Below are 15,382 nucleotides of genomic sequence, written 5' to 3' on the forward strand. Positions count from 1 at the left end.
TTATTTTGATAACTATTTTAAATGGTTTAATTTTATCAATTATATTGTTTTGTTTGGGATTTTTATGTTTAATTGTACGAAGAAATTTATTATATGTTCTTTTAGGTTTAGAAATTATGATTAATTCTTTAGCTTTATTTTTTGTTTTTATAGGAAATTATTGGAATCAAATAGATGGTCAAGTAATGTATATTTTTATTATTACTATAGCTGCTTCTGAAGCAAGTATTGGTTTAGCTTTTTTAATTAATATTTATAAATATAAAAAAACTTTAGATATTGATATTTTAAGTGAGATGAAAAAATGAATTTATTGTTTCCTATAATTTTTTTACCTTTAATAAGTTTTTTAATAATTATTTTTTCAAAAGAAAAATTTTCAAAAATTTTTTATAATTTTTTTGGTGTTTTTCCTACTTTTATTTGCTTTATATTAACTAATTATATTTTTTTAAATTATTTTAATTCTATTGATAAAAATTTTGAAAATGTATTTTGGAATTGGATAATTATAGATAAAATTCATATTAATTTTGGTTTTTTTATTGATCGTTTATCTTTAATCATGCTTGAGTTAATTACTGGGGTTGGTTTTTTAATACAAATTTTTTCTATATGGTATATGAGTAAAAAATTTGATTTGAGTAGATTTTTTTCTTATATAAACTTATTTATTTTTGGTATGATTTTATTAGTATTATCTGATAATTTTTTACTTATGTATTTAGCTTGGGAATTAGTAGGTTTTTGTTCTTATGCTTTAATTGGTTTTTATTATAAAGATTTAGATAATATTAAGTCTTCAATGAAAGCTTTTATTGTAACTAGAATAGGTGATTTATTTATTTTATTAGCTATTTTTTTAATTTTTTTAAAATATAATACATTAAATTTTGTAGATTTACATAGTATTTTTTATAAAATTCAAAAATTTAATATTAATTATTATCAATGGATTGCATTTTGTATTTTAATTGGCGCTATTGCAAAATCTTCTCAATTTCCTTTACAAACTTGGCTTCTTAAGGCTATGGTTGGACCAACTCCTGTTTCTGCTTTAATACATTCTGCTACTATGATTACTGCTGGAGTTTATTTAATATTAAGAACATATTTTTTATTTGAATTATCAAATAGAATTTTATTTTTAATATCTTTATTAGGTTCATGTACTATTTTAATATCTAGTTTTTCCGCTATTTTTGAAAAAGATATAAAAAAAATTTTAGCATATTCTACAATGAGTCAAGTTGGTTATATGTTTCTAGGATTAGGAATGAAATTATGGATTCCGGTAATATCTCATGTAGTTTCACATTCTTTTTTTAAAGCTTTATTATTTCTTTCATCAGGTTCTTTAATACATTCTTGTTATAACGAAAAAAATATATTTAAAATGGGAGGATCAAGAAAAAATTTATTATTTTTATATATTTGTTTTATAATTGGTCTTTTTTCTTTAATTTCTTTTCCAATTATTACTGCTAGTTTTTATACAAAAGGTTCTATAATTTGGGAATCTTTTAATAAAGGATATTATTATTTCTTTATTATTGGATTAATTGGTTCATTTTTTACTGCTATATATTCTTCTAGAATGTTTTTTTTAATATTTTATAGATTTAAAAGAAAAAAAATTCGATTAGTTAAAAATTGTTTTCATTTTTTTTCTTTGTTCATTTTATGTTTATTATCTTCTTTTTTATCTATAATTTTATTTTATCCAATGTTAAAAATATCAATTTTAGTTGATTTATTAAACTTTAAAAAAATGATTTTTGAGTTTCTTATATTAATTTTTTCTTTTTTTGGAGTTTTTTTATCTTATTATTTTTTTGTTTTGAAATATAAAAAAACTTTTTATTTTTTAAATAAAAAAAAGTATTTTAATTATTTTAAATTCCTTGAACATAGTTTTGGTTTAGATTATTTTTATAAAAATATTTTTATAAAACCATTTAATTATATAAGTAAAATTTTATCTATTGATTATATAAAAAATATTACAAAAATTTTTATATTAATTTTAAAATTAATAAATAATTTTTTATTAATTTTTGAAAATGGAAAATTAAATTTATATATTTTATCTATTTTTACAGGCTCAATAACTATTTTTCTTTATTTATTAATATAATTTTTAAAGATTTAAATAACATTTTTTTAAAATATTTTTTTTAAAATGGGATTGTTGAACTATGTGTCTTTATCTATTAATTTTTTTACCTTTATTAGGTGGTATTTTTTCTTGGGTATCTGAAAAAATAAATAAAAAACTACCTTGTTTAGTTTCATTATTTTTTATATTTTCAATGTTTTTATTAACTTTAAAAATATTTTTTAAAAATAGAATAACATTATATAAAAATATAGATTTAAGTACTTTATGGGATAAAGAATATTGTATTTCTTGGATTTCTAGTTTGGGTGTAAGTTTTCATTTAGGAATAGATGGAATATCATTTTTAATGATATTTTTAACTATATTTTTATCTTTTATTTCTATTTTATTAACATGGAATGAAGATATTAAAAAAAATGGATTTTTTTATTTTTGTATGATGTTAATAATTTCTAACATGATGGGAATTTTTTTATCTTTAGATTTATTTTTATTTTTTATATTTTGGGAAATAATTATTATTCCTACTTATTTTTTAGTTCTTTTTTATGGAAAGTATAATAAATTTTCTTTAAAACAATTAAATTCTTCTAATAGCTATTTAATATATTCTCAATTGTCTGGTTTAATATTATTAGTTTCAATATTAACTTTAGTTTTTAATTATTATCAACAATATCATATTTTTACATTTGATTTTAATTTATTGAAAAACATTTCTTTAGATAAAAATACAGAAATTTTTTTAATGATTGGATTTTTTCTTTCTTTTGTTATAAAAGTTCCTTTAATTCCTTTTCACAGTTGGTTTCCAAATTTTCATAAAAATACTCATATTTCAGGAGCTTTTGATTTAATAGGAATTGTAATTAAAATAGCTATATATAGTTTATTTCGTTTTAACATATTTTTATTTCCAAAAATGTCTACTTATTATTCTACTATTTTTTGTATATTTGGATTATTTTCTATATTTTATAGTTTATTTATTATGTTTTCTCAAAAAAATATTAAAAAAATTATATCATATATGTCAATTTCACATATGGGTTTTATTTTAATTGCAATGTATTCTGGAAGTTATATTGCGTATCAAGGAATGATAATACAAATGATTTCTTCTAGTATCTCTACGTCAGCATTAATTATTTTAACAAAGATACTATATAAAAATTTTAAGACTTATAATTTAAACAAAATGATTGGATTGTGGAAGGTAATGTTTTATGTTCCAGGATTTTTTTTATTTTTTATTATGGCTAGTTTAGGTATTCCTGGTACTGGAAATTTTATTGGAGAATTTTTAATTTTGTTAGGAAGTTTTAAATTTTTTCCTATAATCATTATTTTATCTATGATTTCAATAATTTTTTTATCTTTTTGTTTATTAAATTTTTTTCATAAAATATTTTATGGTTTTTGTAATACTACTCTTCTTGTTTATAAAATTTCTATATTAGAAATTTTTATTTTATTTATATTAGCTTTTATTTTAATTTTTATTGGTTTATATCCAAATATAATATTAAAAATTGCAAATCAATCAATATTTAATGTAAGTAAAAGAATCTCTCCTTTTATTTTAAATTAAGGTAAAATATATAATGATTTCTATGTTAAAACAAATTTTTTTAATGTTTCCTTTACTTATTTTGTCTTTTTCAATTATATTGAATTTATTTATTATTATTTGTAAGAGAGATTTTTTTTTATCTTTTTTAGTAACTTTTTCAGGTTTGTTCGGTGCTTTTTTTTCTTATGTTTTATTTACAAAAAGTGTTAATACTCATTTAAAATGTTTTTTATTTTCTAAATCTTTTAGTGTTTTTTATATTTTTTTATTTTTTCTTGGAAGTATTAGTACGTGCGTTATTTCTTATATTTGGTTAAGAAGTAAATCTTTTAATAAAGAAGAATTTTATTTATTATTATTAATTTCTAACATAGGTAGTTATTTATTATTTTTATCTAATAATATTTTTTCTTTTTTTATTGGAATAGAGTTATTGTCTTTTCCTTTATTTGGAATGATGAGTTATAATTCATCAAAAAATTTTAAAAATTTAGAATCTGCTTTTAAATATTTTATTTTATCTAGTATTTCTTCTATTTTTTTATTATTAGGAATTGCTTTAATTTATCTTTCATCTGGAATTTTAGATTTTTTTTTACTTAAGTCTTTTAGTTTTTCTTTATCAAAATCTTTAAATTTATTATTCTTATTTGGATTAATTTTTTCATGTATTTCATTATTTATTAAAATAGTTGTTTTTCCTTTTTATTTATGGATTCCTGATATTTATGAAGGAAATTCTTTACCAGTTTTAATATATTTATCTAATTCTATAAAAACAGTTTTATTCATTATTTTATTAAAATTATTTTTCTTATTTTCTAATAAAAATTTTATTTTTTTTACAAGTACTTTAAAAATAATTTCTATTTTTTCTGTATTTTTAGGAAGTATTTTAGCATTATTTCAAAAAAATTTTAAAAGGTTAATTGGTTATACAACTCTTATTAATTCTGGATATTTAATTATTATTGCAATGTTTTTGTGTAAAAATAATTCATATCAAGATGTATCTAAGATTTATTTTTTTGGATATTTTTTAAATAGCTTAGTTTTATTTAGCTCAATGCATTTATTATCAATTTTATTTGTAGATAAAAATTCTTATTCTTTTGAAAGTTATAAAGGTTGTTTTTGGAAGAGTAAAATTTTATCTATTTCTATAATTATTTCTTTATTATCAATGATAGGTTTTCCTTTAACAATTGGTTTTTTTGGAAAATTTTATTTATTAAAATTAATAATTGAAAAATTTAATATTTTATTTGGTTTGAGTGTGATTTTTGAAAGTGTTATAGGTATATTTTATTATTTAAATTTTATTAAATTATTTTTTTATAGACCAAAAAAAGAATCTTTTCAAATTTTTCTTAAGGAAACAATTTTATATAAATTTTTAAAAATTATTATTTTTTTATGTTCTTTATTAATAGTTTTTATTGGTATTTTTCCAAATTTTTTCTTATCTATTTAATTTTTTTTAACATTTTTTTAATTAAAAAATTTACATTTTTTGAAATTTTTAAAGATTTTTATTATTTATTTTTTTTTAGAATAATAACATTTAATACTTATTTGATTTTTTATTTTTTTTAATATTTTTAAAAATTTTTAATATATTTTAATATTTTAATTTTTTTTAAATTTTTTAAATTTAATAATAATTTTTTAATCAAATATTATTTTAAGAAATAATTTTTATAATTTTTTAAAATTTTTTTTTTATAAAAATTTAAATTAATTTATTTAAAAAAAATATATTTATATTTTCTAAATTTTTATAAAGAAATTTTATATGTAATCATTTTAAAACTAATATTTCAGTAATTATAATATGATAACTAAATAATTCTGGAATATTAGGAAACTAAAATTAAATTTTTCTTTAGAAATTTTTTTTTTCTTTTTTTTTTTTTTATATTTTATTAAATTTTAGAAAAAATAATTAAAAAAATACTATTTTTTTTTATTTTTTTTAAACATTTTTTAAAAAAAAATTTTTTATAAAATTTAAAATTTTTCATTAAAATAGTATATTTATGTTTAAAATATTTTTTAAAAAATTTTAAAATTTTTTAAAAGATTATTTTAGCATAATATATAAATAAAAAATTTGGACAAATATATGAATATTTATGATTTTTTTATTATTTTTATAATTTTTTTTTCTAGTTTAATTGGTTTAATTAGAGGTTTTATTAAAGAAACTATATCTTTTTTAGTTTTTTTTATTGGATTTTTTTTATTTTATATTTTTTATTTTTATATTATAGATAGATTTATTTTTTTTAGTGACATTTTTTTAAATCTTCTTTTATTTATTATTTTTTTTGGATTTTTAATTTTATCATTAGAATATTTTTTATCATTATTTTTTAAAGATTTTATAAAATTAATTGGAGTTTTTTATTTTAATAATTTAATATTAGGTTTTTTATTTGGTTTATTTAGAGGGTTTTTATTAGTTTACATTTTTTTATATATTATTACTGATATAGTTCACGTGAATATTTTTTTTTATTTAAGAGGTTCTATTTTAATTCCATTATCTATAAAATTTATATATTTTTTTAAAAATATTTTATAAAAAAATATTTTCTTTTTGAAAGAATTAAATCTTTAATGTTTTTTTTTTAAAAAATTTTAGAATATAGGACAATTTTTTTTTGAGGAAAAAAATAAAAATAAATGATTGAAAAAATTATATATGCATCTCGATGGTTTATGTTTCCAGTATATTTTGGTTTATCTCTTGGTTTTATTTTATTAACTTTGAAATTTTTTCAAGAAGTATTATATATTCTTCCAGAAATATTAATTATTTCAGAATCTGGATTAGTTTTAGTTGTACTATCTTTAATTGATATTGCTTTGGTTGGTGGTTTATTAGTGATGGTTATGTTTTCTGGATATGAAAATTTTATATCAAAAATGGATATTAAAGATAATAAAAAAAGATTAGGTTGGATGGGAACAATGGATGTTAATTCGATTAAAAATAAGGTTGCTTCTTCTATTGTCGCTATCTCTTCAGTTCATTTATTAAGATTATTTATGGAAGCTGAAAAAGTTTTAGATAATAAAATAATTTTATGTGTAATTATTCATTTAACTTTTGTTCTTTCAGCTTTTGGAATGGCATATATTGATAAAATGAGTAAAAAAATAAAAAAATAAAAGTTTTTTATGTTATATAAACAATTTTTTTAATATATTAAATTAATGTTCAAACATTGCTGAAATTGATTCTTCGTTATTTATTCTTCTAATAGCTTCTGCAAGCATATGGGCTAGCGTTAATGTTCGGACATTATGTATTTTTTTTAAATTTTGTGATAATGGAATCGTATCACATACAATTATTTCATTTAAATAAGAATTTTTAATATTTTTTAAAATATTTCCAGAAAATACTGGATGAGTAGCATATGCAAATATTTTTTTTGCTCCATTTTTTTTAAGTGCTTTAGAAGCATTACATAATGTTCCACCTGTATCAATCATATCATCAATTAATATACAATCTCTATTTTTTATATCTCCAATAATATTCATAACTTTAGAAATATTTGCATTAGGTCTTCTTTTATCAATAATTGCAATATCTGAATTATTTAGATATTTTGCTATAGTTCTTGCTCTAATTACCCCCCCAATATCTGGTGATACAATAACTGGTTTATGTATTTTTTTTTTAATTATATCTTCTAATAAAATAAAACTTCCAAAGATATTATCTATTGGAACATCAAAAAATCCTTGAATTTGATCTGTATGAAGATCAACAGTTAATATTCTATCTATTCCTACATTTGATAAAAAATCTGCAATTACTTTTGCAGTTATAGGTACTCTAGCTAATCGAATTCGTTTATCTTGTCTGGAATATCCAAAATATGGTATTACTGCAGTAATTCTTCCTGCAGAAGCTCTTCTTAATGCATCAATTATTAAAATTAATTCCATTAAATTATCATTAGAAGGGAAGCAAATTGATTGTATGATAAAAATATCTGCTCCTCTTACATTTTCATTAATTCGTACGCTAATTTCTCCATCACTAAATCTTTTGACTGTAGATTTTCCTAAATTTGTATTTAAAATTTTTACAATACAATTTGCTAATTTTGGTATAGAATTTCCAGAAAATAATTTTAAATATGACATGTTAATCCTATATTATTTTTTCGATAATTTATAGAATATAATAAATATATAAAAATTATTAATAGTTACAAAAAAAATATAGAAATTAAATTTTTTGTAAATAAAATTTATTAATTTAAAATTAAACGAAATTTTTATATTATAATAATTTTATTATTTATTTTAATAAATATATTTAAAACAATTTTTTTAAATTTAATTTTTATATTTTTTTTTATTTTTTTTTTATTATGCTTTATATTAACATAAAGGTTTTTTTTAAATAAAAAAAAAAATAAAAAATTTTTATAATATATCTTAGATAATTTAAATAATTTTTTATTTTTTTTTAAAAAAAAGGTTTGTTTAAAAAACATGAAGATTTCTATATTAAAAAAATTAGAATTTTTAGAAAATAGATTTTATGAAATTGAAATGATTTTATCTAATAAAAATACGATTCATAATAAAATTTTTTTTTTAGATTTGTCTCGTGAGTATTTAAAAATTTCTACTGTTGTTACTCTTTTTAAAAAGTGGAAAAAAAATAATTTAAATATATATAATACAAAAAAACTTTTAAAAGATAAAGAAATACGTTTTTTAGCTTTAGAAGATATTCAAATTTTAAAAAAAAGAAAAAAGAAAATAGAAAAAAAAATTTATTTTTCTTTAATTTCATCTGATCCTAAAGATATTTTAAATTGTTTTATAGAAATTAGAGCTGCTTCAGGAGGAGATGAATCTTCAATTTTTTGTGGGGATTTATATAGAATGTATGTTCGTTATTCTGAATCAAAAAATTGGAAAATAGATTTAATACATACACATAATGGAGAAAAAGGAGGATATAAAGAAATTATTTTTAAAATTATAGGAAAAAAATCATTTGGATTTTTAAAATTTGAATCTGGAGGACATAGAGTACAAAGAGTTCCTAAAACTGAAACTCAAGGAAGAATTCATACTTCCACATGTATTATTGCAGTAATTCCTGAACTTCCTAAAGATGAAGTAATTAAAATTGAAAATAAAGATTTAAAAATTGATACTTTTAGATCGTCTGGAGCAGGTGGTCAACATGTGAATACTACTGATTCTGCTATTAGAATAACTCACCTTCCAACAGGAATTTCTGTTGAATGTCAAGATGAGCGTTCTCAACATAAAAATAAAGCTAAAGCATTAAATGTTTTACAAGCAAGAATACAAAATATTATAAGTATAAAAAAAAAAAAAGAGTTATCTTTAAAAAAGAAAAATTTATTAGGAAGTGGTGCTCGCTCAGATCGTAATAGAACTTATAATTTTCCTCAAAATAGAGTAACAGATCACCGAATAAATTTAACTTTATATAAATTAGATAAAATTTTATTAGGAAATTTAGATATTTTAATAGAACCAATTTTAAGAGAACATCAAGCAAAAATTTTTTCTGAATTATCTGAGAATAATAAATGAAAATTAAAGAGTGGAAAAAAAAGTCTTTAAAAATTTTAAAGAATATTAAAAATTCTATATTAGATATAGAAATTTTTTTAAGTTATATATTAAGAAAACCTAGAAGTTGGATTATATGTTTTGAAAATTATATTTTAAATGATAAAAAATTATATTTATTAAACAAATTAGTAGAAAAAAGATTTTATTTTGAACCATGTTCCTATTTAATTCAAAAAAAAGAATTTTGGTCTTTAAATTTTTATGTTACTTCTAAAACAATCATTCCAAGACCTGATAGTGAAATTTTGGTAGAAAGATCTTTAAAATTAATAAAAAATTCTTCTTTAAATATTTTAGATTTAGGAACTGGTTGTGGAAATATTGCTATTTCTATAGCTTTTTCTAAACCTAAATGTCATTTAACTGGAATAGATTATTCATATGAAATTATTAAGATAGCTTTATATAATTCTATTAATTTAAAGATAAAAAATATAAATTTTTTTTGCAGTAATTGGTTTTCTTTTATACATAAAAAAAAATATGATATGATTGTTAGTAATCCTCCTTATATCAGTTTTAAAGATTTTATATATCTAAAAAAAGATATTTTTTTTGAACCATTTTTTGGATTAGTTTCAAAAAAAAATGGATTATCTGATATAATTCTAATTATAAAATATTCTAAAAATTATTTAAATAATGAAGGTTGGTTATTAATAGAACATGGATGGAATCAGATAAAAAACGTTCAGAAATTATTTAAAAAATATAAATATAATAATATTAAAACATATAAAGATTATAATGGTATAAATAGAGTAACTATTGGTCAAAATTTAAACTTTTAATTATATTTGAAAATATTTTTTAAAATTTTAAAAATAAATTAAAAAACATTTTATAAAATTAATTTGTAATTTTATTTTGGTAAAAATATGAAATTTTTTTCTAACATTGATTATTCTAAAATAACTATTTTAGAAGTTTTTTTATTATCCTTAGAAAGAATTAAAGTTAATTTTTCTAGAGATTATTTTATTCTTGATTTAAAAAATAAATTAGTTGAAGCTAAAAAATATATTAATAATGAAAAAGATCAAAAAAACAAGTTAAAAAAATTATTAAAATTGTTTTATTTGAATTGGAATTTTAGAGAAATTACTGGAAGATATAATTTATCCGATGTATTATGGTTAGACAAAGTTTTAAAAACTCGAAAAGGCACAGCTATTTCTTTAGGAATAATTTTATTATATTTTTCAAAAAAATTAAAGATAAATTTAAATCCTGTTTTGTTTCCAACTCAATTTATTTTGAGGTTTGAAGAGTATAGTTATAGAAAAGTATTATTAATTAATCCCTTAAATGGAAATTTTTTAGATAATCATATATTAAAACTTTGGTTAAAAGGAAATTTAAATTTTTCTATAAAAAATTATTTAAAATATATAGAAAAATCTAAATCAAATATTATACTTAAAAAAATTTTAAATATTTTAAAATCTTCATTATTAGAAGAAAAAAAAATAGAATTAGCTTTAAAAGTTAGTCAAATATTGTTAGAGATAGAACCTAATAATCCTTATGAAATTCGAGATAGAGGATTAATTTATTCTCAATTAGAATGTTATTCTGTTGCAAGAAATGATTTACTTTATTTTCTTGAAAAATGCCCAAATGATCCAATTAATGATATTATTAGATTAAAAATTGAATCTATAAAAAATGAAGAGTTTACTTTAAATTGATTTTTTATATGTTATATTTTTATAAATTTTATTTAAAATTTTTTTTTTAAAATTAAATCAAAATATTATTATTTATTAAAACTTATTGGTATATATTTATGAAAAAAGAACTCATTTTAGTTTTAAACTGTGGAAGTTCTTCTTTAAAGTTTTCTATATTAAATCCTATATCTCATAAAAAATATTTTTTTGGAGTTGTAGAATGTTTATTTTTAAAAAAAACTAGAGTTAAAATTAATGTTTTAAAAAAAATTTATAAAAAAATTTTACCAGATTTTTCAGATCATTCTTTTGCTCTTAGTTTTATTTTAAATTTTATAAAAAAAAAATTTTTTAATTATTATAAAAAAATTAATGGAATTGGTCATAGAGTAGTTCATGGAGGAATAAATATTAAAAAATCTTCTATTATAAATAAAAAAATTATTTTTGAAATTAAAAGATCTTCAATTTTTGCTCCTTTACATAATCCTTCTAATTTAATTGGAATAAAAATATCAAAGAAATTTTTTCCTCATTTATCTAAAAAAAATGTAGCTGTTTTTGACACATCATTTCATTCATCTTTACCTAAAGTATCTTATTTATATTCTATACCTTATAAATTTTATAAAAAACATAATATTAGACGTTATGGCGCGCATGGAATTAGTCACAATTATGTTATGCAAAAATCTTCAAAAATTTTAAATAAGTCAGAGAAATCATTAAATATTATTAGTTGTCATTTAGGAAATGGATCATCTATTACAGCTATTAAAAATGGTCGATCTATTGATACATCTATGGGATTAACTCCTTTAGAAGGATTGATTATGGGAACTAGAAGTGGTGATTTAGATCCAGCTATAATTTTTTTTATGTATAAGAAATTAGGATTAAGTTTAGAGAAAATTGAAGAAATTTTAACAAAAAAATCTGGTTTATTAGGAATTAGTGAAAAAAGTAGTGATTGTCGTTATTCTGAAAAAAATTTTAAAAAAAGTGAACAATCGAAATTAGCGATAGAAATGTTTTGTTATAGATTATCAAAATATATTGGTGCATATAGTATTTTATTAGAAAATAGGTTAGATGCATTAATTTTTACTGGAGGAATTGGAGAGAACTCTCAATTAATTCGAAAAAAAGTTGTTTCAAAATTAAGTTTGCTTGGTTTTTATTTAGATCAGAAATTAAATATTTCTGTAAATAAAAATAATTATTTTATTAACAAAAAAAAATCTCGATCAATTCTTGTAATACCTACAAATGAAGAATTATTTATTGCTTTAGAAACTCAAAAATTAATTAAATTAATAAAAGAATAAAAACTTATTTATATTTGTTTTAAAAATTTTTTAAGGATTTTTATGACTCGAAAAATAATTTTAATTCCAATAGGGAAAAACAAAAATTTAACATCTGTTGTATTAAGTTTATCTAATCTATTTAAAAAAAAAAATAAAGAATTTAGTTTTTGGAGTCCTTTTATAGATAAATCTCACATTAATAGTTTTAAAAAAAATTCTATTTTTTATCTTAAAAAAAGTAATAAATCTATAAATTTTATTAAATCAGTTTTTTTAAAAGATTTTTCTATTTTATTTAAAAAAAAAAATTATTCTATATATTTAGAAAAATTACTTGATATATATTATAATTGTAATAATAAAAAAACTATTTTAATAGAAGGTATTCAAAGTTTTAATTATGATTCAAAATTTTTTTTTAATCAGTTAAATTTAGATATAGCAAGAATTTTAAATGCAGAAATAATTTTTGTTATAACTTCAAAAAACAATTTTTTTAAAGATTTAAATTATAAATTTTATATAATAAAAAATTTTTTTATAAAAAACAATTTTTTAAAAATTTTAGGAGTGATTTTTAATTCAGATGATAATAAATTTTTAAATAATATAAATAATGTTAAAGAATTAAATTTTAATAATGTAAATAAAATAAATAATTTTTTTAAAAAAAATATTTTTTCTTATAAAAAAATTCCAATTTTAGGAGTCGTTCCTTCTTTTAAAATTAATTTTTCTATTGATAGAAAAATTTTTATGGATTTTTTATGTGCTAAGAGTTTATTTGAATCAAATTTAAATTTAATAAATATAAATTTAATAATTTTATTTTCTAAAAATTTTACTAAAATTTCAGATTTTTTGAATAAAAATGTTTTATTAATTGTTAGTTTAAAAGATTTATCTTATCTAAAGAAAATTTTTTTAATGAAAAAAAAATATGAATTTTCTTTATTATTTGTAGGAAAAAATAAATCTTGTTTTTTAAAACATAAAATTTATAAAAAAATAAAGAAAATTGGTCTATCAACATTTTTTACAAGTATTAATTTATCTTTATTAATATATTCTTTAAATATTATTCATAATTTAAACAAAAAAATATGTTTAAATAAAAATTTAGTTAAAAAATTTTGTTTTTCTGTTTATTCAACACAAATTAATTCACTTTTTTCAAAAAAATCAAATAGAAATAAAATTTTTTCTTCATATAATTTTTTATATAAACTAAAAAAAATAGCAAAAAGTTTTACTAAAACAATTATATTTCCGGAAGGAGAAAATAAAAAAATTATTAAAGCAGTAGATTTATGTTATAAATTTAATATTTGTAAATGTATTCTTGTAGGAAATCCTAATAAGATTTATGAAAATTTTTTATCTTTAGGATTATCTTTTCCAAAAAAAATTAAAATTTATGATCCAAAAAAAATTAGTAAAGAATACATCACAATTTTAAAAGACATTTATAGTACTTTAACTATACATGAATGTAAAAAAATTCTTAAAAAAAATACTATTGTTTTATCAATGTTAATTTTAATAACTAATAAAAAATGTCATGGATTAGTTGCAGGAATTGTTAATACTACAGCAAATGTTATACGTCCTGCATTAAAAATAGTTAAAATGAATAGTAATGTACGTTTAATTTCTTCAATATTTTTTATGTTATTTCCAGAAAAAGTTTTAATATATGGAGATTGTGCAATTAATCCTAATCCTAGTGCGTTAGATTTAGCTGAAATTGCTATACAATCTTCTGAATCTGCAAAAATTTTTGGAATATTACCTAAGATAGCAATGCTTTCATATTCTACAAATGATTCTGGATCTGGACCAATGGTTGATAAAGTAAAAATTGCAACTGAACTAGTTCGTAAAAAAAGACCAGATCTAATAATAGAAGGACCTATACAATATGATGCAGCAACAGATAAAAATATATCTAAAATAAAATTTTTAAAATCTAAAATATTAGGAGATGCTAATATATTTATTTTTCCAGATTTAAATAGTGGAAATATTTCTTATAAAGCAGTTCAAAGAAATTGTTCGATATTTTCTATAGGTCCTATGATACAAGGTTTAAAAAAACCTGTAAATGATCTTTCAAGAGGAGCTTCTGTAGAAGATATTTTATATACAATAGCTTTAACAGTACTTCAGTCTTCTAATAAATAATAAATTTTTAAAATATTTATAGTCCTATATTTGATTTCTTGATTATTATAGAAAATACTTTCATTCTTTTGCAAAGAAGCTAAAATATATTTTTTAAAATATAATTTTTTTCTTTTAAAATATTAATTCAGTGTATTTCATAATAGACTTCTTTGCATTGGTATTCTATTTTAAAATTTTTTTATAATATTAGTAGTAATTAGTATTTTTCATTTGTATATATTTTTTTATAATTTTTTTTATTAAAATAATATATTTTTTTCTTTTTTTTTAAAATTTATTAAATTTTATTTTTTATATATTTAACAGAAATATTTAAAGAAAATATTTTTTATTGTTATAATTAAAATTATTTTTTTTGATAAACGTTTATATATTTAAATATTTTTAAATTATTTTTAGTATTTTGATAATATAAATTTTTTATACTGTATTTATATGCTATTAATAAATTTTTTACTTTATACTTTTATAAGTATTTTTTTGTTCTAAAATTTTTTAGAATTAGAATTTTTATTTGTTGAAATTTATTAATTAAAAATTTTTTTAATAATTTTTATTAAATTTAAATATTTTGTACTTTTTAAATTTTCCATAATGTTTAATAATATAATTTAAGGTTTTTTATTCTAGAATAATTTGTTAAAAGATACTATTTTAAATTTTTAATACTTATAAAACTTCTTAATGAACTTAACTTCATTAGTAGAATAAAAGATTTTAGAAGATATTTCAGAAGAAATTTTTATAAATAAGTTTAATTTTTTAATATATATTTAATAATTTTTTTAGTTTTTTCTAATTAAAATTTTAAGGTTTTGAATAAATTTAATTAATATATTTTTTATATGTATTAATTTATAAAATTTCT

12 protein-coding genes are annotated in these 15,382 nt (G+C 17.3%); 11 read left to right on the forward strand and 1 reads right to left on the reverse strand.

The genetic code is table 11. The features are described 5' to 3' along the window. Nucleotides 1–5 precede the first annotated feature (5 nt). The 6 genes from nuoK (at nucleotide 6) to AACK90_RS01965 (ending at nucleotide 6,872) form a co-directional block, all read left to right on the forward strand. Nucleotides 6–308 carry an NADH-quinone oxidoreductase subunit NuoK gene (gene nuoK, locus AACK90_RS01940; RefSeq protein WP_339043158.1) on the forward strand — a complete coding sequence of 101 codons (303 nt, stop codon included), beginning with the start codon at nucleotides 6–8 and terminating at the stop codon, nucleotides 306–308. Next, nucleotides 305–2,137 carry an NADH-quinone oxidoreductase subunit L gene (locus tag AACK90_RS01945; RefSeq protein WP_339043160.1) on the forward strand — a complete coding sequence of 611 codons (1,833 nt, stop codon included), beginning with the start codon at nucleotides 305–307 and terminating at the stop codon, nucleotides 2,135–2,137. Before nuoK ends, AACK90_RS01945 begins: the two co-directional genes overlap by 4 nt. Before the next feature lie 61 nt (nucleotides 2,138–2,198). Then, nucleotides 2,199–3,713 carry an NADH-quinone oxidoreductase subunit M gene (locus tag AACK90_RS01950; protein ID WP_339043162.1) on the forward strand — a complete coding sequence of 505 codons (1,515 nt, stop codon included), beginning with the start codon at nucleotides 2,199–2,201 and terminating at the stop codon, nucleotides 3,711–3,713. Between the two features lie 13 nt (nucleotides 3,714–3,726). After that, complete coding sequence (locus tag AACK90_RS01955) at nucleotides 3,727–5,169, forward strand: NADH-quinone oxidoreductase subunit N (RefSeq protein WP_339043164.1); 1,443 nt, start codon at nucleotides 3,727–3,729, stop codon at nucleotides 5,167–5,169. A 651-nt stretch (nucleotides 5,170–5,820) separates the two neighbouring features. Next, entirely contained in the window at nucleotides 5,821–6,282 is a 462-nt protein-coding gene (locus tag AACK90_RS01960) for a CvpA family protein (RefSeq protein ID WP_339043166.1), read from the forward strand. A gap of 101 nt (nucleotides 6,283–6,383) precedes the next feature. Next, nucleotides 6,384–6,872, forward strand: coding sequence for a TIGR00645 family protein (locus AACK90_RS01965; RefSeq protein ID WP_339043168.1), 489 nt, complete (start codon nucleotides 6,384–6,386; stop codon nucleotides 6,870–6,872). A gap of 42 nt (nucleotides 6,873–6,914) precedes the next feature. Here the strand turns inward: AACK90_RS01965 and AACK90_RS01970 are convergent, their stop codons facing one another. Continuing rightward, the gene (locus AACK90_RS01970) at nucleotides 6,915–7,862 is read right to left on the reverse strand and encodes a ribose-phosphate pyrophosphokinase (protein WP_339043170.1); all 948 of its coding nucleotides are present in this window, start codon (nucleotides 7,860–7,862) and stop codon (nucleotides 6,915–6,917) included. Between the two features lie 354 nt (nucleotides 7,863–8,216). Here AACK90_RS01970 and prfA point away from each other — a divergent pair, with 354 nt between their 5' ends. The 5 genes from prfA to pta all read left to right on the forward strand — a co-directional run bounded on the left by prfA (nucleotide 8,217) and on the right by pta (nucleotide 14,511). Next, complete coding sequence (prfA, locus tag AACK90_RS01975; protein ID WP_339043172.1) at nucleotides 8,217–9,302, forward strand: peptide chain release factor 1; 1,086 nt, start codon at nucleotides 8,217–8,219, stop codon at nucleotides 9,300–9,302. Next, nucleotides 9,299–10,135: a peptide chain release factor N(5)-glutamine methyltransferase gene (gene prmC, locus AACK90_RS01980; protein WP_339043174.1), complete on the forward strand. Its 837-nt coding sequence runs from the start codon at nucleotides 9,299–9,301 to the stop codon at nucleotides 10,133–10,135. The genes prfA and prmC overlap by 4 nt, the downstream gene beginning before the upstream one ends. 87 nt (nucleotides 10,136–10,222) lie before the next feature. After that, entirely contained in the window at nucleotides 10,223–11,035 is an 813-nt protein-coding gene (locus AACK90_RS01985; protein WP_339043176.1) for a tetratricopeptide repeat protein, read from the forward strand. Between the two features lie 98 nt (nucleotides 11,036–11,133). After that, nucleotides 11,134–12,345, forward strand: coding sequence for an acetate kinase (locus AACK90_RS01990; protein ID WP_339043178.1), 1,212 nt, complete (start codon nucleotides 11,134–11,136; stop codon nucleotides 12,343–12,345). A gap of 42 nt (nucleotides 12,346–12,387) precedes the next feature. Further along, complete coding sequence (pta, locus tag AACK90_RS01995; RefSeq protein WP_339043180.1) at nucleotides 12,388–14,511, forward strand: phosphate acetyltransferase; 2,124 nt, start codon at nucleotides 12,388–12,390, stop codon at nucleotides 14,509–14,511. Nucleotides 14,512–15,382: the final 871 nt, after the last annotated feature.

Origin of the sequence: Buchnera aphidicola (Periphyllus acericola) (genome assembly GCF_964019855.1) — a bacterium.
Taxonomy (GTDB): domain Bacteria; phylum Pseudomonadota; class Gammaproteobacteria; order Enterobacterales; family Enterobacteriaceae; genus Buchnera_J; species Buchnera_J aphidicola_BC.

Coding starts and splice junctions, on each gene's coding strand:
- AACK90_RS01945 (WP_339043160.1), top strand. CDS start 305: ATGAATTTATTGTTTCCTATAATTTTTTTACCTTTAATAAGTTTTTTA.
- AACK90_RS01950 (WP_339043162.1), top strand. CDS start 2,199: ATGTGTCTTTATCTATTAATTTTTTTACCTTTATTAGGTGGTATTTTT.
- AACK90_RS01955 (WP_339043164.1), top strand. CDS start 3,727: ATGATTTCTATGTTAAAACAAATTTTTTTAATGTTTCCTTTACTTATT.
- AACK90_RS01960 (WP_339043166.1), top strand. CDS start 5,821: ATGAATATTTATGATTTTTTTATTATTTTTATAATTTTTTTTTCTAGT.
- AACK90_RS01965 (WP_339043168.1), top strand. CDS start 6,384: ATGATTGAAAAAATTATATATGCATCTCGATGGTTTATGTTTCCAGTA.
- AACK90_RS01970 (WP_339043170.1), bottom strand. CDS start 7,862: ATGTCATATTTAAAATTATTTTCTGGAAATTCTATACCAAAATTAGCA.
- prfA (WP_339043172.1), top strand. CDS start 8,217: ATGAAGATTTCTATATTAAAAAAATTAGAATTTTTAGAAAATAGATTT.
- prmC (WP_339043174.1), top strand. CDS start 9,299: ATGAAAATTAAAGAGTGGAAAAAAAAGTCTTTAAAAATTTTAAAGAAT.
- AACK90_RS01985 (WP_339043176.1), top strand. CDS start 10,223: ATGAAATTTTTTTCTAACATTGATTATTCTAAAATAACTATTTTAGAA.
- AACK90_RS01990 (WP_339043178.1), top strand. CDS start 11,134: ATGAAAAAAGAACTCATTTTAGTTTTAAACTGTGGAAGTTCTTCTTTA.
- pta (WP_339043180.1), top strand. CDS start 12,388: ATGACTCGAAAAATAATTTTAATTCCAATAGGGAAAAACAAAAATTTA.